Source organism: Micromonospora sp. WMMA1923 (genome assembly GCF_049179195.1).
Classification (GTDB): domain Bacteria; phylum Actinomycetota; class Actinomycetes; order Mycobacteriales; family Micromonosporaceae; genus Micromonospora; species Micromonospora yangpuensis.
This window is the reverse complement of the sequence record NZ_JBMHLZ010000001.1, coordinates 4,526,783-4,545,514: the sequence shown is the minus strand read 5'-3', so window position 1 is coordinate 4,545,514 and position 18,732 is coordinate 4,526,783. Positions and strand designations below refer to the sequence as shown.

Here is an 18,732-nt window from a genome sequence, read left to right as displayed (position 1 = left end):
GTGGGTCACGGCGGGTGTGACCGAGGTCGGTCGGGGTGGCTGGGCCACCCTGGAGAGGGCCCCCGGTTCCGGGGGCGACTAGGCGAGGAGAGCGACATGTGGCGGGGTCTGATCGAGGCGTACCGGGACCGGCTGCCGGTCACCGACGCCACGCCCGTCGTCACCCTGCACGAGGGGAACACCCCGTTGCTGCCGGCACCGGTGCTCTCCGCGCGGCTCGGCTGCGACGTCTACCTGAAGGTCGAGGGAGCGAACCCGACCGGCTCGTTCAAGGACCGGGGGATGACGCTTGCCGTCTCCAAGGCGGTCGGTGCCGGCGACAAGGCGATCATCTGCGCCTCGACCGGTAACACCAGCGCCTCCGCCGCGGCGTACGCGGCCCGGGCCGGGATCACCTGCGCGGTGCTGGTGCCGCAGGGCAAGATCGCGCTGGGCAAGCTGGCCCAGGCGCTGGTGCACGGCGCGAAACTGCTCCAGGTGCAGGGCAACTTCGACGACTGCCTGGCGCTGGCCGGCAAGCTCGCCCAGGACTACCCGGTGGCCCTGGTCAACTCGGTGAACCCCGACCGGCTGCACGGCCAGAAGACCGCCGCCTTCGAGATCGTCGAGGCCCTCGGCGACGCGCCGGACATCCACTGCCTGCCGGTCGGCAACGCCGGCAACATCTCCGCCTACTGGATGGGCTACTCCGAGGACCTCCGGGCCGGCAACGCCACCCGGACCCCGAAGATGTACGGCTTCCAGGCCGCCGGTGCCGCCCCGATCGTCACCGGCCAGGTGGTGCCCGAGCCGTCCACGATCGCCACCGCGATCCGGATCGGCAACCCGGCGAGCTGGACCCTGGCGGCCGACGCCCGGGACGCCTCCGGCGGGCTGATCGCGGCGGTCACCGACCGGGAGATCCTCACCGCGTACCGGCTGCTCGCCCGGGAGGTGGGCGCCTTCGTCGAGCTTGGCAGCGCGGCCAGCGTCGCCGGTCTGCTCCAGCAGGCGGCGGCCGGGATGGTGCCGGCCGGTTCGACGGTGGTCTGCACGGTCACCGGCCACGGCCTCAAGGACCCGGAGTGGGCGATCTCCACCGCACCGGCCCCGATCACCATCGCCAACGACCCGCTCTCCGCCGCCCGCTCCCTAGACCTCGCCTGAGGTGTAAGGAAGGGCCCCCGCTTAACGCCTACGGTAGAGCGGGGGGCCCTTCTCACCACCGTCAGCCCGGGTGCCCCCCGGGCCGGCGGTCACGACGGTCGGTGCGGCGGCGCGGGCGGCTTTCGCCCCGTCCGGCGGGCGCGGGCCCGTGGACCGAACCGTGTCGGGCACCCTGTCGCGTCGCCGCCGGCACCGCGTCGGGTCCTGCGAGCTGCCTTCGGCACCGCGCCGCACCCTCCGCCCATCCGCCAGGGTGCGCAGGCGCGTCGACTGGGCCGCGTCGCGCATCCGGCGGCGGGGCGCAGGCACGTCGACCCGGGCAGCGTGGGGGTGACCGCGTCGGGCACACTGCTCATGCCGACCAGGGCCCGCTGTCACCCCAGCCTTCTTCCCGTCGAATCAGTCTCTCTCCAGGAGTGAGCCACGCCGATGTCGCTGCTCGCCAGATTCAGCCTCGCCAACCGAGGGCTGGTAGCCCTCATCGCGGTGGTGACCACGGCATTCGGACTGTTCGCCGTGCCGTCGCTCAAGCAGCAGCTCCTGCCGTCGCTGGAGTTCCCGGCCGCGTTCATCGTGGCCGGCTATCCCGGTGCTGGTCCGGAGATCGTGGAATCGCAGGTCACCGAGCCGATCGAGAACAGTCTCCAGGGGATCGCCGGCCTGGAGGAGATCACTTCGACCTCGCGCGAGGGCCTGACCACCGTCCAGGTGACGTTCGCCTTCGGCACCGACCTGGACGACGTGGTCAACAAGATGCAGACCGCGTTGAGCCGGATCGACGCGCAACTGCCGGCCGACGTGGACCCGCAGGTCATCGCGGGCAGCACCGACGACCTGCCGGCCATGGTGATCGCGGCGGCCACCGGCTCCGACGAGCGGGCCCTGGCGGGCCGGCTGCGCGACACGGTCGTACCGGAGCTGGAGTCGATCGACGGGGTACGGACCGTCGAGGTGACCGGTGACCGCGACGACGTCGTGGTGATCACCCCGGATCCGGCCAAGCTCGCCAAGGCCAAGCTCGCCCCGACCGCGATCGGCACGGCGTTGAAGACCAACGGCGTGGCGGTGCCGGCCGGCGCGGTCAGCGACGGGGCGCGGTCGTTGACCGTGCAGGTGGGTGCCCCGATCACCACCCTGGACGAACTGCGCGGGATCGCCCTCGTACCGTCGGACTCGAAGGCCGCCCCGGTCAAGCTCGGCGACGTGGCCACGGTGGAGCAGCAGCTCGCGCCGCCCACCGCGATCACCCGTACCAACGGGCAGGACAGCCTGGGTATCGCGGTCACCGCGGCTCCCGACGGCAACGCGGTGGCGATCTCCCACGAGATCCGCGACCGGCTCACCGAGCTGGAGACCGCCGCCGGTGCCGACCTGACGGTGATCTTCGACCAGGCCCCGTTCGTGGAGAAGTCCATCGAGACGTTGAGCACCGAGGGTCTGCTGGGTCTGGTGATGGCGGTCATCGTCATCCTGGTCTTCCTGCTGTCGATCCGCTCCACCGTGGTCACCGCGGTGTCGATCCCGTTGTCGGTGCTGGTGGCGCTGCTCGCGTTGTGGATCGGGGACTACTCGCTGAACCTGCTCACCCTCGGCGCGCTGACCATCGCGGTCGGGCGGGTGGTGGACGACTCGATCGTGGTGCTGGAGAACATCAAACGCCACCTGGAGTACGGCGAGGAGAAACGCGAGGCGATCCTCGGCGCGGTCCGGGAGGTCGCCGGTGCGGTGACCGCATCCACGTTGACCACGGTGGCGGTCTTCGCCCCCGTCGCGCTCGTCGGCGGTTTCGTCGGGCAGCTCTTCGCGCCGTTCGCGATCACCGTCACGGTGGCCCTGCTCGCCTCGCTGCTGGTCTCGCTGACCGTGATCCCGGTGCTGGCGTACTGGTTCCTGAAGCCACCGGCCGTCTCCGACGAGCAGGCCCGCCGGGCCGCCGAGGCCAGGGAGCTGCGCAACCCGCTGCAGCGGGCGTACCTGCCGGTCATCGACTTCGCCACCCGGACCCGACGGACCCGGTGGATCACGGTGGGGGTGGGGCTGGTCGTGCTCGCCGGCACCTTCGGGCTCTCCCGGCAGCTGGAGACCAACTTCCTGGACGACTCCGGCCAGGACACCCTGAACATCACCCAGCAGCTGCCGGCGGGCACCGGGCTGGCCGGCACCGACCAGGCCGCCCGCCAGGTCGAGGCGGTGCTGGCGCGTACCGACGGGGTGGAGAGTTACCAGGTCACCGCCGGCGGCGGGGACAACCCGTTCGCCGGGGGCGGGGGCAACGAGACCGCCTCCTACTCGGTGGCGCTGGACGGCGAGACCGACGCCGCAGAGCTGCGCGAGAAACTGCGTCGGGAGCTCGACGGTCTGGGCGACGGCGTCGGTGAGATCACCTTCGGCGGTGGTCAGGGCGGGGCCGTCGCCAACGAGATCCGGGTGATCGTCCAGGCTCCGGACCCGGAGGTGCTGGCGCGGGCCGCCGAGGAGGCCCGGCGGGCGATGGCCGAGACGCCCGAGGTGGCCGATGTCTCCACCAGCCTGGCCGAGCGGGTCCCGCGGGTGGAGGTCGTCGTCGACCGGATCGCGGCGGCCCGGGCCGGGCTCACCGAGGCGGCGGTCGGCCAGCTCGTCGCCCAGGTCTACCGGGGCACCCCGCTGGGGCAGGTCTCGGTCGACGGCGCACAGCGCGCCGTGGTGCTCGCCGGTACCGGCAAGCCGCCGTTGACCGTCGAGGAGCTGCGGGCTCTGCGGGTCGGCCCGGTCACCCTCGACGACATCGCCGAGATCAGGCAGTCCGAGGGGCCGCAGCAGATCACCCGGATCGACGGGGACCGCAGCGTCTCGGTCACCGGCACCGCGACCGGGTCCAACCTCGGCGCGACCAGCCAGGAGCTGCGCGACCGGCTGGACGGCCTCGACGTGCCGGGGGCGACGTTCACCCTGGGCGGGGTGAGCGCCGACCAGGAGGAGGCCTTCGCCGACCTGGGACTGGCGGTGCTGGCCGCGATCGCGATCGTCTTCCTGATCATGGTGGCGACGTTCCGGAGTCTGGTCCAGGCGCTGATCCTGCTGATCTCCGTACCGTTCGCGGCGATCGGGGCGATCGGGCTGCTCCTGGTGACCGGTACCCCGCTGGGGGTGCCGGCGCTGATCGGCGTGCTGATGCTGGTCGGCATCGTGGTGACCAACGCGATCGTGCTGCTGGATCTGATCAACCAGTACCGGGAGCAGGGGATGGGGATCCGGGAGGCGGTGGTCGAGGGTGGCCGGCGCCGGCTGCGTCCGATCCTGATGACCGCGGTCGCCACGATCTTCGCGCTGCTGCCGATGGCCTTCGGGCTCACCGGTGAGGGTGGTTTCATCTCCCGACCGCTGGCGATCGTGGTGATCGGTGGTCTGCTCAGCTCGACGTTGCTGACCCTGGTCCTGGTGCCGACGCTGTACGCGATGGCCGAGCACACCAAGGAGTCGTGGCGGGTCCGTCGCGCCGGCGCCGCCGCGGCCGGAGCAGACCCCGACGGTTCCGCCGGAGCGACACCGCGCGAGCCGGTCACCGTCGGGGCGGACACCGGACGGTCGACCGGCCGGGACTCCACCGGGCCGGCCGCCGGGGCCACCGCGGGCAAGGGCACCGCGGGCGGGACCACCGCCGCGAAGGGCACCGCGGGTGGGGCCACCGCGGGCGGGACCACCGCCGCCGGGGGCACTGCCGGCGGGGCCACCGCCGAGCGGGAGGCCGACGCGCCGGCCACCCGACCCGCCCCCTCGGGCGCCCTGGTCGACGGTACGGACCAGTTCGAGGTGTTGCGGCTGCCGAAGAGCCGGCGTTCGCCGCTGCCGCCCGCCGAATGATCTCTATCCGGTAGTGAAACGCCCTGGTGGGAGCCCCGCCGGGGCGTTTCACTGTCCGGTCTTGTCGATACCGGTCGACCCATCCCGCGTGTACTCTGAGTAAGTAGAAATGTACTCAGAGTCGTGATCGGGGTGTTCACGTGGGTCAGGAGCGGGCCGGCACCGGCGCCACCGGCCGGTGGCACCGGCGCGCTGTGCTGCGGCGGGCCGCGCTCCTCGCCGGGGGGACCGCGGTCGGTGCGGTGGCGACCGCGGAGGGCATCCGGGTGGCCGATCGGCACCACCCGCTGCCGGACGGGGCGGCCAGCACCACCCTGGGCAACCGCCGGCAGGACGTCGGCTCCGGCCGGCTCTCCATCGTCTGGGCGGGTGCTCCGCGGGACGACCTGGTCGCGTTGACCTTCGACGACGGGCCCGCGCCACAGTGGACCCCGATGGTGCTGGACATCCTCGATCGGTACGCCGTACCGGCCACCTTCTTCCTGGTCGGCCAACGCGTCGAACGCCACGGCGACCTGCTGCGGGGCCGGTTGACCGGTCACGACGTGGGCAACCACAGCTGGGCGCACCGGGACCTGGCCCGCCTCGACGCCGCCGGGGTGCACGACGACCTGCGCCGCAGCCACGACGTGATCACCGAGGTCGCTGGGGCGCCGCCCCGGCTGTTCCGACCGCCGTACGGGCATCTCGGCGGCGCGGTGCTGCACGCCGCCGTCCGGCTGGACTACCGGTTGGTGCTCTGGTCGCTGCAGATGCGTGAGCGGGAGTTCCCCGACGACCCCACCGGACACGCCCGGCGGATCCTGGCCGACGTCCGGCCCGGCACCATCCTGCTGGCGCACGACGTCGGCGTCGCCGACCGGCTGGTGGCGTTGCATGGCCTACCGACCCTGATCACCGGCCTGCGGGAGCGGGGCTTCACCTTCGTCACGGTGTCGCGGTTGCTGCAGAACGACGCCCGGTCGGCGGGTGCCGGGTAGGGTACGGGCACGTGGCTTCCACGTGGTCGGTCCTCACCGGGAACCGGAACTTCCGTCATCTATTCCTGGCCCAGATGGTGGTCTTCGGTGCCGACTGGTTCCTGATGGTGCCCCTGCTCGTGCTCCTGCCCGACCTGACCGGCAGCGGGGTGTGGGGCGCGTTGGTGCTGGCCGTGGACACCGGGGTGGTGGCGCTGCTGTTGCCGTACACCGGCACCGTGGCGGATCGGCTGGACCGCAAGCGCGTCATGATGGTGGCCAACGGCGCGGCCCTGCTCGGGACGCTGCTGCTGCTCGGGGTGAACAGCGCCGGGACGGCCTGGTTGGCGATGCTCGGCATCGGCGTGATCGCGGTGGCGAAGGCCTTCTACTCGCCGGCCGCCCAGGCGGCGCTGCCCAATGTGCTCGACCCCGGTGAACTCGCCGCCGGCAACGCGGTAGCCGGTTCCGCCTGGGGGACCATGACCGTCGTCGGTGCCTCCCTCGGCGGGCTGCTCAGTGCCTGGGTCGGCCCGTACGCCTGCTTCTGGGTGGCCGCCGTCGGCCTGGCGCTGGCGGCCGGCCTCGCCGCGCTCATCCGCCGTCCCCTCCAGGCGCCCCGCGACAACGCCGTACCCGCCCAGCGCACCTGGGCGGCGATCCGGGAGGCGTTGGGCTACATCGGACACCGGCCCCGGGTGTTGGCGCTGGTCACCGTGAAGTCCGCGGTCGGCCTGGGCAACGGGGTGCTTACCGTGTTCCCCCTCCTGGCCGGGGTGTACGGCGTCGGCGCGGCCGGCACCGGCCTGCTGTTCGCGGTGCGCGGCGCGGGGGCGCTGGTCGGGCCGATCCTGATGCGACGGGTGCTGACCAGACGGTCCTGGCTGCTCACCGGGCTCGCCCTGTCCATGTCGCTGTACGGGTTGGCCTACCTGGGCACCTCGGTGGTCTCCTGGTTTCCGCTGGTGCTGGTCCTGGTCTTCGTGGCGCACTTCGCCGGCGGCAGCAACTGGGTGATGTCGAACTACGCCCTGCAGGGTGAGGTGCCCGACCGGCTGCGTGGGCGGGTCTTCGCCACCGACATGATGTTGGCCACCCTGGCCATCTCGGTCAGTCAGCTGGTGGTCGCCTCGGTGGTCGACCTGGTGGACGAGCGGGTGGTCCTCGCCGGCTGTGGCCTGGTCACCGTGGTCTACGCGGTCGGCTGGCGGATCGCCACCCGACGACTCTCCCTCGCCGACCCGGCCGCCGGCATCGATCCCGTGCCGTCGGACGGGCCCGTGCTGTCGGACCGTACCGGTTCGTCGGCTGATCCCGCGTCGTCTGCCGGCCGGAGCTCGCCGGGTCGGCGGTGAGCCATAGCATGAGGCCGTGCCGACGACATTCGAAACCGGGCCGGTCCGGGTCCGCGTCCCCGCCACCAGCGCCAACCTGGGGCCTGGCTTCGACGCCCTGGGGCTGGCCCTGGGGCGGTACGACGACGTGGCCGCACAGGTGTCGGCCGGTGGGGTGCGGGTGACGGTGACCGGTGAGGGCGCCGGTGACCTGCCGGACGACGAGCGGCACCTGGTGGTCCGCGCCATGCGGGCCGCCTTCGACGTGCTCGGCGGTCAGCCGTCGGGGCTGACCGTGGAGTGTGTCAACCGGATCCCGCAGGCCCGTGGGCTGGGCTCCTCGTCGGCGGCGATCGTCGCCGGGGTGCAGCTGGCCCGGGCCCTGGTGGTCGACGGTACGACGACGATGGACGAGGCCGCGGCGCTGCGCCTGGCCGCCGAGATCGAGGGCCATCCGGACAATGTCGCGCCGTGCCTGCTGGGCGGGTTCACCGTGGCCTGGACCGAGCCGTCCGGGGCGCGGGCGGTCTCGCTGCCGGTCGCCGAGGGCGTCGCACCTACCGTTTTCGTGCCGACCCGGCAGGGACTGACCGCCGAGGCCCGGGCCGCGTTGCCGGCCACCGTGCCGCACGGCGACGCCGCGCTGACCGCCGGGCGGGCCGCGCTGCTGGTTCACGCCCTGACCGCCGAGCCGGGTCTGCTGCTGCCGGCCACCGTCGACCGGCTGCACCAGCAGTACCGTGCCGCCGGCATGCCCGAGACGTACGCCCTGGTCAGCGCCTTGCGTGCGGCGGATGTGGCGGCTGTGGTCAGTGGGGCCGGGCCGACCGTGCTGGCCTTCACCGACCCCGGTACGGGCTTCGACCCGGGAATGGATTGCCAGATCTGGCGGTTGCCGATAGACGTCAGCGGTGCCACCCTCGGCCGGGGTAGACTTGGACACGCCGAGCGGGACCCTGTTGCCGCAGGTCGGAAGAGTTGATTACGCTCTAGGCCTAGCACAGCCGCGAAGCATGCGATCTCCTGCGGGTCGGCGCACCCCCGAAGCTCTCGGCGGTCAGCCCGTCACCCCTGCCAAAGGCCACGCCGCGCCGCAGTTTCCACAGGTCGTTGCAGGCGGCGCTGCCTGCCCACCGAGTTTGGTGGGCCGGTAAACCGACCGGCTGCTGTGTCACAGACTCCCGCGACGCGTCATGCGAGGCGGGTGCACCGAGGCCGCCCGGCCACCTGGTTTCGACTCCGGGCAGTCCGGCCTATCGAGGGAAGGATTCCATTGAGCGACACCACCGACGTGACGTCGGATGTTTCCAACGTCGCTGGCGATGCCACCACCGCCGCCGCCCCCACCCGTCGTCGGCGCAGCGGTACCGGCCTGTCCGCGATGCTGCTGCCGGAGCTGCAGAGCCTGGCCGCGTCGCTCGGCATCTCCGGTACGGCTCGCATGCGCAAGGGCGAGCTGATCAGCGCGATCACCGAGCGGCAGGGCGGATCGGCGGCGGGGACCCCTCGACCACGGGCTGAGGTCGCGGCTGCCGCCGGCACCGGCGTCCGTGAGGAGGTCCACGCCGAGGTGCGGGAGACCGCGCCGCGTCCGGCCACCGAGCAGGCACCGGCGGAGCCCGCCCCGGTCGTGACCGAGGGACGGGCCCGGACCCGTCGGAGCCGGGCCACCGCCGCGGAGGCTCGACCCACCGAGGTACGCACCGACGAGGTGCGGACCGCCGAGCCGGCGGGTGAGCCGGCGGAGCGTACCGAGAACCGGGCCGAGCGCCCCGAGCGGTCGGAACGTGCCGACCGGGGTGAGCGTGGCGAGCGGGCCGACCGTGGCGAGCGCGCCGACCGTGAGCGGGCCGACCGTGGCGAGCGCGCGGAGCGGGGTGACCGTGGCGACCGCAACGAGCGGGGCGACCGGGGTGACCGTAACGACCGGAGCGACCGTAACGACCGGGGTGACCGGGCCGAGCGCTCCGACCGTAACGAGCGGGCCGAGCGCAACGAGCGGTCCGACCGGGACCGTAACGACCGGGACCGCAACGACCGGGACCGCAACAACGACCGGGACCGTGGCGACCGTGGGGCGCGTGCCGACCGGGACAACGACAACGACGACGACGACGGCGGCGGCCGTCGGGGTCGGCGCAGCCGCTTCCGCGACCGTCGTCGCGGCCGTGGCGACCGGGCCGAGGGCGGCACCGACGGCGGCCGTGAGCCGCAGGTCAGCGACGACGACGTGCTCGTTCCGGTGGCCGGCATCATCGACGTGCTGGACAACTACGCCTTCGTCCGGACCACCGGCTACCTGGCCGGTCCGAACGACGTCTACGTCTCGATGTCGCAGATCAAGAAGTACGGCCTGCGGCGGGGCGACGCGATCACCGGCGCGGTCCGCGCGGCCCGCGACGGCGAGCAGCGGCGGGACAAGTACAACCCGCTGGTCCGGCTGGACACGGTCAACGGCATGGAGCCCGAGGAGGCCCGGCACCGGCCCGAGTTCTACAAGCTGACCCCGCTGTACCCGCAGGAGCGGCTGCGGCTGGAGACCGAGCCGCACATCCTCACCACCCGGGTCATCGACCTGGTCACGCCGATCGGCAAGGGGCAGCGGGCGCTGATCATGTCGCCGCCCAAGGCCGGTAAGACCATGGTGTTGCAGGCGATCGCCAACGCGATCACCCACAACAACCCGGAGTGCCACCTGATGGTGGTGTTGATCGACGAGCGGCCCGAAGAGGTCACCGACATGCAGCGCTCGGTCAAGGGCGAGGTCGTCGCGGCCACCTTCGACCGTCCGCCGCAGGACCACACCACGGTCGCCGAGCTGGCCATCGAGCGGGCCAAGCGCCTGGTCGAGCTGGGCCACGACGTGGTCGTACTGCTCGACTCGGTGACCCGGCTCGGGCGGTCGTACAACCTGGCGGCGCCGGCCAGCGGCCGGATCATGTCCGGTGGTATCGACTCGACCGCGCTCTACCCGCCGAAGCGTTTCCTCGGTGCGGCCCGCAACATCGAGAACGGCGGCTCGCTGACCATCCTGGCCACCGCGCTGGTGGAAACCGGTTCGGTGATGGACACGGTCATCTTCGAGGAGTTCAAGGGCACCGGCAACGCGGAGCTGAAGCTGGACCGGAAGATCGCCGACAAGCGGGTCTTCCCGGCCATCGACATCCACACCTCCGGTACCCGTAAGGAGGAGATCCTGCTCGCGCCGGAGGAGCTGGCCATCACCCACAAGCTCCGCAAGGTCCTGCACTCGCTGGACTCGCAGGCGTCGCTGGACCTGCTGCTGGACCGCCTCAAGCAGTCCCGTACCAACATCGAGTTCCTGATGCAGATCGCCAAGTCCACCCCCGGCGAGTGACCTGTCCGTTCCCACCCCGTCTGGTGTGATCGTGCCCCCACGGGCGCGGCGTGGTCCGTCGTGCCCTCGCGGGCGCGGTGACCACCGTCCCGGTGAAGTTGCCGGGCCCGGCGGGGTGGGGACGGGACGGTGGTGGGAATGCGGGAACAAGGGCGTGCGTTGGAGCAGCCGGAACAGTCGTGTGGCCCGGTCGACGGGTCGGCGTACGCCCATGGCACACTGGTCAATCGGCCACCGGTTCCGGTTCACGCCCGTTCCCGATCATGCTCGGGGCAGCGCGGGCGACCCGGCGACCAACGATGAAAGGACCGAGGCGACATGAAAGCCAACATTCACCCGCAGTACGTGACCACCGAGGTCTCCTGCTCCTGCGGCAACTCCTTCACGACCCGCAGCACCGCCAAGGGCGGCTCGATCCACGTCGAGACCTGCAGCGCCTGCCACCCGTTCTACACCGGTAAGCAGCGCGTTCTCGACACCGCGGGCCGGGTCGCGAAGTTCCAGCAGAAGTACGCCAAGGTTCAGGCCAAGAAGGACAAGTAGCCCCACCGACGACGCCCGCGTCCGGCTCACCGCCGGACGCGGGCGTTCGTCCGTTTCACCGGGCCCGCCGTCCCCGCCGTCCCCGCCGGCCCTGCCGGTCCGTCGCGTCGTCCCTGTCCGCTGCGGCCCCGCCGGTCCGTCGTCTCCTGTCTGTCCGTCGCCTCCCGTCTGTCCGCCGTGTTGTCGTCGAAGGAGCACCCCCGTCATGAGCAGTGAGCGCCTGACCGCCCTCCTCGACGAGTACGCCGAGTTGGAGAAGCGGCTGGCCGACCCGGGGCTGCACACCGACCAGAACACCGCCCGGCGGGTCGGTCGCCGCTACGCCGAGCTGGTGCCGTTGCACAAGGCCGCCGGTGAGCTGGAGCAGGCGCGGGCCGACCTGGCCGCGGCCCGGGAGTTGGCCGCCGAGGACCCCACCTTCGCCGCCGAGACCGAGGCCATCGCGGCGACCCTGCCGGCGCTGGAGGAACGCCTCGCCGAGCTGCTGATCCCCCGGGACCCGCACGACGCCAAGGACGTCATCGTCGAGATCAAGGCGGGCGAGGGCGGTGAGGAGTCGGCGTTGTTCGCCGGCGACCTGCTGCGGATGTACACCCGGTACGCCGAGCGGCACGGTTGGGTCACCGAGGTGATCGACGCCCAGGACTCCGACCTCGGCGGGGTGAAGGACGTCTCGTTGGCGATCAAGACCCGGGGCGTGCCGGACGGTGGCAACGGCGTGTGGTCCCGGCTCAAGTGGGAGGGTGGCGTGCACCGGGTGCAACGCGTACCGGTCACCGAGTCGCAGGGACGCATCCACACCAGCGCCGCCGGGGTGCTGGTGCTCCCCGAGGCCGAGGACGTCGACGTCACCATCGACCCGAACGAGCTGCGGATCGACGTCTTCCGCTCCTCGGGGCCGGGCGGCCAGTCGGTGAACACCACGGACTCGGCGGTCCGCATCACCCACGTGCCCACCGGCATCGTGGTCTCCTGCCAGAACGAGAAGTCCCAGCTCCAGAACCGCGAGCAGGCGATGCGGATCCTGCGGGCCCGGCTGTTGGCCGCCGCCCAGGAGCAGGCCGACGCGGCGGCCTCGGACGCCCGGAAGGCCCAGGTGCGTACGATGGACCGCTCGGAGCGCATCCGCACCTACAACTTTCCGCAGAACCGGATCACCGACCACCGGATCGGCTACACCGCGTACAACCTGGACCTGACGCTCGCCGGTGAACTGGACGGCGTACTCGACGCCCTGGCCGACGCCGACCGGACCGCCCGCCTGGCCGGCGGCACCGACCTGGCCCGACGCTGAGGCCGGGCCCGGGCGCCCACCTGGCCGGGCCGGGTCCGGTGGATGCGCGTCAGGAGTCGGGTAGGCGCTTCCCGGCGGGCGGCACCGCCCGCCCGGCGGCCTCGAACGCGGTGTGCAGGGCCTCGCGTAGGCCGGGCCCGGCACCTCCGCTGACCGGCGCGAACCCGACGCTGACCCCGACCGGGGTGCCGGGCACCAGGGACTCCCAGTCCTCGGCCCGCACGGCCGCGTCGATCCGGCGGCCCACCTCGGCCGCCGCGGTCATCCCCGCGCCGGGCAACACCACCACGAACTCGTCCCCGCCGTAGCGGGCCACGAAATCACCGCGCCGCATCACCCGGTTGATCACTCCGGCGACCCGTTGCAGCACCAGGTCACCGGAGTGGTGGCCGTGCCGGGCGTTGACCGCCGCGAAACCGTCGAGGTCGCAGACCCCGATCACCACCCGTTCGCCCCGGGTGACGGTGGCGGCGATGTACCGCTCCAACCGGCGTCGGTTGGGCAGCCCGGTCAGCGGGTCGGTCAACGCCTCACCCTCGTACCGGGCGGCCTCGCGGCGCATCTCCTCGTGGTCGATGCGGGCGGCGACGCCGTCGATGTAGACGTCGCGCAGCCGGTCGTTGCGCTGGGCGGCGAGCCGGAACGCCAACCGGTCGGCCCGGTGTGCCGCCGCGTGGTCGCCGGCTCCGGCGAGCGCGATGCTGCGCAGCCGGGCCGATTCGGCGGCACCGAGCGTCTCGTGCGAGATCCGGACCCGGTCCAGCCAGGTCACCGCCTCGATCGGGCGGCCGTCGGCGACGGCCAGGCAGACCTGACCGAGCTGACGCATGTCCCGGGCCCGGGCGCTGTCCCCGCCGTGGCCGAGCAGCCGGGCCGCGTCACCCTCCGCGCCCGCGGCGACCGGGTCACCGAGGGCGACCCGTCGGGCGGCGGCGTAGCCGTAGGCGGCCAGGCTGCTCGGGCGCAACTGCCCCGCCCGGCCGACCCGGCGGTACTGGTCGAGGTCGATGGCGATGTCCCGGAGCACCCGCAGGCAGCCGTCGCTGTCGCCGTTGTGGTCCAGGGCGACCGCGTTGCGCAGCCGGATCCCCGGCGCGGCGAAGGTCTCCTCGGGTATGCCGACCGCCGTGCCGAGCTGCCGGGCCCGTTCGATCGCGCCCAGTGCGTACCCGTGGAAACCGAGGTAGGAGTAGGCCATCGCGAGGTCGTGCCAGCCCCAGGCGGTGTCCCGGTCCTCCTCGTCGACCGCGCCGAGCGCCCGGGCCGCCCGGACCAGGTGGACCACGCACCGGTCCAGCGCGCCCTGGTGCTGGGCGGCGAGGGCGGCGAGGGCGTTCAGATGCCCGTGCAGGTAGGGCTCGGCGAGGTCGCGGACCGCACCGGAGGCCTCCTCGATGGCCCGGGTGAACTCCGCCGTACGACCGAGATTGATCACCGCGGAGAGGCGTTGCACCAGGGCGTCCGTCCGGGCGTACGGGTCGGCGGTGGTGCGGATCACCCGGTCCAGGAGGCGGTACGCCTCGGCCGAGCAACTTGCTTCCTGCAAGGAGCGGGCCTGCCGCAGAGCGTCAACCTGGTCGGTGACCCGGTCGAGCCAGCCCACCCGTACCCCTCTCGTCGACGCGTGCCCGCGCGCATCGTTGGCCGATGACGCGCCGGACCCATCATGATTATCCAGTGACCACCGGTCTTGGACACCCCCCGAGGGGTATGGAACCGCAACGACCTTCCGTGGCGGTGGCCCGGGTGGCCCGCGAACTGGCCCGCGCCGGCGTGGCGTCGGCCCGCGTCGAGGCGGAGCTGCTCGTCGCCCACGTGCTCGGGGTGCCCCGGGGACGGCTGGCGTTGGCCGACCCGCTCGCCGCCGAGCAGACCGCCCACCTGGCGGACCTGGTACGCCGTCGGGCCACCCGGGAGCCGTTGCAGCACCTGACGGGCCGGGCCGCCTTCCGGTACCTGGACCTGCGCGTCGGACCGGGGGTGTTCGTCCCCCGACCGGAGACCGAACTGCTCGCCGGCTGGGGCGTCGAACAGGCCCGACGTACGGAGAATCCGCTGGTCGTGGACCTGTGCAGCGGGTCCGGGGCGATCGCGTTGGCGGTCGCCGGTGAGGTGCCGCAGGCCCGGGTGGTGGCCGTCGAGCGGTCCCCGGCCGCGCTGGACTGGCTGCGCCGCAACGTGGCCGACCGGGTCGCCGCGGGGGACCGGCCGGTCGAGGTGGTGGTCGCCGACGTCACCGATCCGCAGCTGCTGGCCGGGCTCACCGGCCGGGTGGACGTGCTGCTCTGCAACCCGCCGTACGTGCCCCGTCGGGTGGGCGTACCGGAGGAGGTGGCCGGGCACGATCCGGACGAGGCGGTGTTCGGCGGCGCGGACGGACTGTCGGTGATCCGACCGGTGGTCGCGGCGGCGGCGCGGTTGCTGCGACCCGGCGGGACGCTGGGCCTGGAACACGACGACACGCACGGTACGACGGTGCCGGAGCTGCTCGCCGCCGATGGCCGCTTCGCCGCCGTCGTCGACCATCCGGACCTGACCGGGCGCCCCCGGTTCGTCACCGCGTCCCGCCGATCGGACGCCTGTCACGCCGCAGGTGGCACGGCGTGGCAGACTGGCTCCTCGTGATGCTCTACGACTGCCGGTCGCCCGCCGATCGGGACCGCGGCATCGCCGCGGCCATCGAGGCGGTCAAGAACGGCGAACTGGTAGTCCTGCCCACCGACACCGTCTACGGCATCGGCGCCGACGCGTTCACGCCGTACGCGGTCAAGGCCCTGCTCGACGCCAAGGGTCGGGGCCGGCAGATGCCGCCACCGGTGCTGATCGGGTCCCGGCACACCCTCGACGGACTCGTCTTCACGCTGCCCCAGGCGGCCCGCGACCTGGTCGAGGCGTTCTGGCCGGGGGCGCTGACCATCGTGATCGAGCACTCGCCCAGTCTGCAGTGGGACCTCGGGGAGAAGACCGGCACCGTCGCGGTCCGGATGCCGCTGCACCCGGTCGCGCTGGAGGTGCTACGGGAGACCGGTCCGATGGCGGTCTCCTCGGCCAACCGCACCGGCGAGCCGGCCGCGGTCACCGCCGAGCAGGCCCGCACCCAGCTCAGCTATTCGGTGCGGGCGTACCTGGAGGCCGGGCCGTGTCCGGATCCGGTGCCGAGCACGATCGTGGACCTGACCGGTGAGGTGCCACAGGTGCTGCGCCAGGGCGCGATCCCGCTGGAGAAGCTGCGCGACGTGGTGCCGGACATCGTCGAGAGCCGGGTGGGCTAGTGCCCCCGTTCACCGTCCTGCACGTCTGCATGGGCAACATCTGCCGTTCCCCGATGGCCGAGCGGCTGTTGGCCCGCTCGGTGCGGGAGCGGCTGACCCGGCTGGGCCTCGACCCGCAGCGCGCCGACGAGCTGGTGCACAGCCACAGCGCCGGCACCGGCGGATGGCACGCCGGTGAGGAGATGAACCCGCCCGCGGCCCGTCAGGTCGTCTCCCGGGGCGGTGACGTTGAGGGCTTCGCCGCCCGCAAGCTGCGTTCCGACCAGATCGACGCGGCGGATCTCGTCCTGACCGCCACCGGTGACCAGCAGGACTACGTGGTCGCCCTGCGCCCCGACGCGCAGGCGCGCACCTTCGTGCTCGGTGAGTTCGGTCGGTTGCTGGCCACGGCGGAGCTGGCCGGGCCGCCGCCGACCGAGGTCACCGGAGACTCGGTGTACGCCCGGGGCGTCGCCCTGGTCGAGGCGGTGCACCGGGCCCGGCAGGGCGCGGCCGCGCTGCCCACCGACGACCTGGACGACCCGTGGGGCCGTGGCGACCAGTGCTTCCAGCGGATCGGCGACGAGATCGAGGAGACCGTGCGGCCGTTGGCCGCCCTCCTGCTGCCCTGACGGGTCTCCCGCCGACCGGGACCGGGTTGTTCGGACGTCCCCCGAAAGCGGCCACCTTGCGAGTTTTATCCGGATTGGCGGAGTTCCCGGGTTCTTCCCGGTCATGCTGAACGGGTCCGAGCGTGACCGGCTCCTGCGGGGGAAGCTGATGACCCGAACCCGTCTCGACAAGGTGTTCACCGTATCGATCGCCGGGGTACTGGCCGGCCTGGCGTTGGCCGTCGCGGCCCTGCCGGCCGCCCTGGTCTTCGGGCTGGGCGTGCGGGCGGTCATCGGGCCGTACGCCGATCTGCCCAACTCGTTGCGGACGCCGCCCACCGCGCAGCGTTCCAACCTGTACGCCAACGACGGGGTGACCCTGATCACCTCGTTCTACACCGAGAACCGGGTGGACGTCCGGCTGCCCGAGGTGGCCCCGATCCTGGCCCAGGCGGTGGTGGCCGCCGAGGACCTGCGGTTCTACCAGCACCGAGGGGTCGACGTACGGGCCGTGGTGCGGGCCTTCACCGCCAACCAGCGCGATGGGGAGCCCCGGCAGGGCGCCTCCACGCTGACCATGCAGTACGTCCGCAACGTGCTCGCCAGTGACCCGCGGCTGACCGAGGAGCAGCGGGCCGCCGCCACCGAGATCAGCACCGGCCGCAAGGTCCAGGAGATGCGGTACGCCCTGGCGTTGGAGCGGGAGCTGAGCAAGGACGAGATCCTCACCCGCTACCTGAACATCGCGTACTTCGGCTCCGGCGCGTACGGGGTCGCCGCGGCCAGCCGACGGTACTTCTCCAAGTCGCCCCGGCAGCTCACCCTCGCCGAGGCGGCCCTGCTGGCGGGTCTGCTGCGCTCACCGGACACCGACGACCCGATCGGCGGGGACGCCGACGCGGCCCTGGAACGCCGGTCGTACGTGCTCGGCCAACTGGTCGCCGCCGGGCAGGTGAGCGCCGCCGACGCGGACCGGGCCCGGTCCGAGCCCCTGCTGCTGCGTCCCACCGAGACGCCGAACGACTGCACGGCGGTGCCCGAGGAACGCAACGACTGGGGGTACTTCTGCGACTGGTTCACCCGTTGGTGGAGCGACCAGCCGGCGTTCGGGGCCACCGCCGACGAGCGGCAGCGCGCCCTGCGCCGGGGTGGCTTCCGGATCGTCAGCTCCCTCGACCCGACGGTGCAGGCCAACACCCAGGCCGAGGTGCTGCGGGTCTACGGCGTCGACGACCCGCGGACCGCGCCGACGGCGGTGGTCGAGCCGGGCACCGGCCGGGTGCTGGCCATGGCGGTGAACCGGCGGTACAGCGTGGCGGAGAACCCGCCGGGGCAGCAGAACCGCCCGAACACCGTCAACCAGTTGGTGGCCGGCGGCGGCGACATCGACGGGTACCAGGCCGGCTCGACGTTCAAGCTCTTCACCATGCTCGCCGCCCTGGAGTCCGGGCTGCCCCTGCGGACCAGCTTCGACGCGCCTAGCCAACTCGTCACCAGGTGGACCATCACCGGACCGAACAGCTGCGGCGGTCGCTGGTGTCCGGTGAACGCCAACCCGGCGGAGCAGAACGGCTACCGGACCATGTGGGACGCCTTCGGGCGCTCGGTCAACACGTACTTCGCCTGGCTGGCCGAGCAGGTAGGTGCCGACCGGGTGGTCGAGATGGCCGAGCGGCTCGGCATCGTGCTGCGGGCCGACGGCGACGCCCGGCTGGCCCGGTACGGTGCGAAGGACTGGGGACCGTTCACCCTGGGCGTCGCCGCGACCACCCCGCTGGACCTGGCGGGGGCCTACGCCACGGTGGCCGCCGAGGGCAGGTACTGCAAACCGACCCCGGTGCTGGCGATCAACGACAGCGTCGGCCGGCCGGTCGACGCCGCCCGACCGGACTGTCGTCAGGTGCTCGACACCGACGTGGCCCGGGCGGCCGTCGACGCCGCCCGCTGCCCGGTCGGCGACCAGTCCATGTACGGCGCCTGCACCGGAGGCACCGCCGCGCTGCTCCGGGCCCGGCTGGGTCGACCCGTCGCCGGCAAGACCGGCAGCTCCGAGGGGTACGGCACGGAGACCGTGGTCGCCTTCACCCCGCAGCTCGCGGTGGCCTCGATGGCCGCCAACCCCGACGACCCGCGCGACAAGGTGGGCCAGGCCGTCCAGGCCCAACTGGTCGACGTGGTGACCCAGGTGCTGGGCACCACCCTGCGCGACCAACCGGTGCAGGACTTCGTCCCGCCCAGCGAGACGATCGCCAACCAGGTCACCGGCCCCCGAGCCGGCAACTGACCCGCCCCCCGCCGCGCCGCCCCCCGCCGCGCCGCGCCGCGGGCCGCCGCGCTGCCGCCACGCCTGGCGGCGCGGCGGGCCCCCGGTTTGCAGGGGGCCCTTCCTATAC

Annotated in this window: 12 protein-coding genes and 1 pseudogene; 12 read left to right on the top strand and 1 reads right to left on the bottom strand. The window is 72.8% G+C overall.

The genetic code is table 11. From position 1 onward, the window contains the following. Positions 1 to 96: 96 nt before the first annotated feature. The 8 genes and pseudogenes from thrC to prfA all read left to right on the top strand — a co-directional run bounded on the left by thrC (position 97) and on the right by prfA (position 12,477). The gene (thrC, locus tag ACN28G_RS20545) at positions 97 to 1,146 is read left to right on the top strand and encodes a threonine synthase (protein WP_091443039.1); all 1,050 of its coding nucleotides are present in this window, start codon (positions 97 to 99) and stop codon (positions 1,144 to 1,146) included. 429 nt (positions 1,147 to 1,575) lie between these two features. Beyond that, complete coding sequence (locus tag ACN28G_RS20540; RefSeq protein ID WP_421480145.1) at positions 1,576 to 4,989, top strand: efflux RND transporter permease subunit; 3,414 nt, start codon at positions 1,576 to 1,578, stop codon at positions 4,987 to 4,989. 140 nt (positions 4,990 to 5,129) lie between these two features. Further along, entirely contained in the window at positions 5,130 to 5,969 is an 840-nt protein-coding gene (locus ACN28G_RS20535) for a polysaccharide deacetylase family protein (protein ID WP_421480144.1), read from the top strand. A gap of 11 nt (positions 5,970 to 5,980) precedes the next feature. Further along, positions 5,981 to 7,213 (top strand): annotated as a pseudogene (locus ACN28G_RS20530) (MFS transporter); the annotation flags it as partial. Between the two features lie 106 nt (positions 7,214 to 7,319). Next, positions 7,320 to 8,264: a homoserine kinase gene (gene thrB, locus ACN28G_RS20525; protein ID WP_091443030.1), complete on the top strand. Its 945-nt coding sequence runs from the start codon at positions 7,320 to 7,322 to the stop codon at positions 8,262 to 8,264. 291 nt (positions 8,265 to 8,555) lie between these two features. Continuing rightward, positions 8,556 to 10,640, top strand: coding sequence for a transcription termination factor Rho (gene rho, locus ACN28G_RS20520; RefSeq protein WP_421480143.1), 2,085 nt, complete (start codon positions 8,556 to 8,558; stop codon positions 10,638 to 10,640). Positions 10,641 to 10,958: 318 nt separating this feature from the next. Continuing rightward, positions 10,959 to 11,183 (top strand): 50S ribosomal protein L31, encoded by a 225-nt coding sequence (gene rpmE, locus ACN28G_RS20515; RefSeq protein WP_091443022.1) that lies wholly within the window; start codon positions 10,959 to 10,961, stop codon positions 11,181 to 11,183. A 205-nt stretch (positions 11,184 to 11,388) separates the two neighbouring features. After that, positions 11,389 to 12,477, top strand: coding sequence for a peptide chain release factor 1 (prfA, locus tag ACN28G_RS20510; RefSeq protein ID WP_091443018.1), 1,089 nt, complete (start codon positions 11,389 to 11,391; stop codon positions 12,475 to 12,477). A gap of 49 nt (positions 12,478 to 12,526) precedes the next feature. Here prfA and ACN28G_RS20505 read toward each other — a convergent pair whose 3' ends face one another. Next, the gene (locus ACN28G_RS20505) at positions 12,527 to 14,080 is read right to left on the bottom strand and encodes a GGDEF domain-containing protein (RefSeq protein ID WP_091443015.1); all 1,554 of its coding nucleotides are present in this window, start codon (positions 14,078 to 14,080) and stop codon (positions 12,527 to 12,529) included. 107 nt (positions 14,081 to 14,187) lie between these two features. Here ACN28G_RS20505 and prmC point away from each other — a divergent pair, with 107 nt between their 5' ends. The 4 genes from prmC (at position 14,188) to ACN28G_RS20485 (ending at position 18,623) form a co-directional block, all read left to right on the top strand. Then, positions 14,188 to 15,102, top strand: coding sequence for a peptide chain release factor N(5)-glutamine methyltransferase (prmC, locus tag ACN28G_RS20500; RefSeq protein WP_421480142.1), 915 nt, complete (start codon positions 14,188 to 14,190; stop codon positions 15,100 to 15,102). After that, entirely contained in the window at positions 15,102 to 15,749 is a 648-nt protein-coding gene (locus ACN28G_RS20495) for an L-threonylcarbamoyladenylate synthase (RefSeq protein WP_091447215.1), read from the top strand. Before prmC ends, ACN28G_RS20495 begins: the two co-directional genes overlap by 1 nt. Continuing rightward, positions 15,749 to 16,360 (top strand): phosphotyrosine protein phosphatase, encoded by a 612-nt coding sequence (locus tag ACN28G_RS20490; RefSeq protein WP_091443010.1) that lies wholly within the window; start codon positions 15,749 to 15,751, stop codon positions 16,358 to 16,360. Before ACN28G_RS20495 ends, ACN28G_RS20490 begins: the two co-directional genes overlap by 1 nt. 148 nt (positions 16,361 to 16,508) lie before the next feature. Continuing rightward, positions 16,509 to 18,623: a transglycosylase domain-containing protein gene (locus tag ACN28G_RS20485; protein WP_091447212.1), complete on the top strand. Its 2,115-nt coding sequence runs from the start codon at positions 16,509 to 16,511 to the stop codon at positions 18,621 to 18,623. Positions 18,624 to 18,732: the final 109 nt, after the last annotated feature.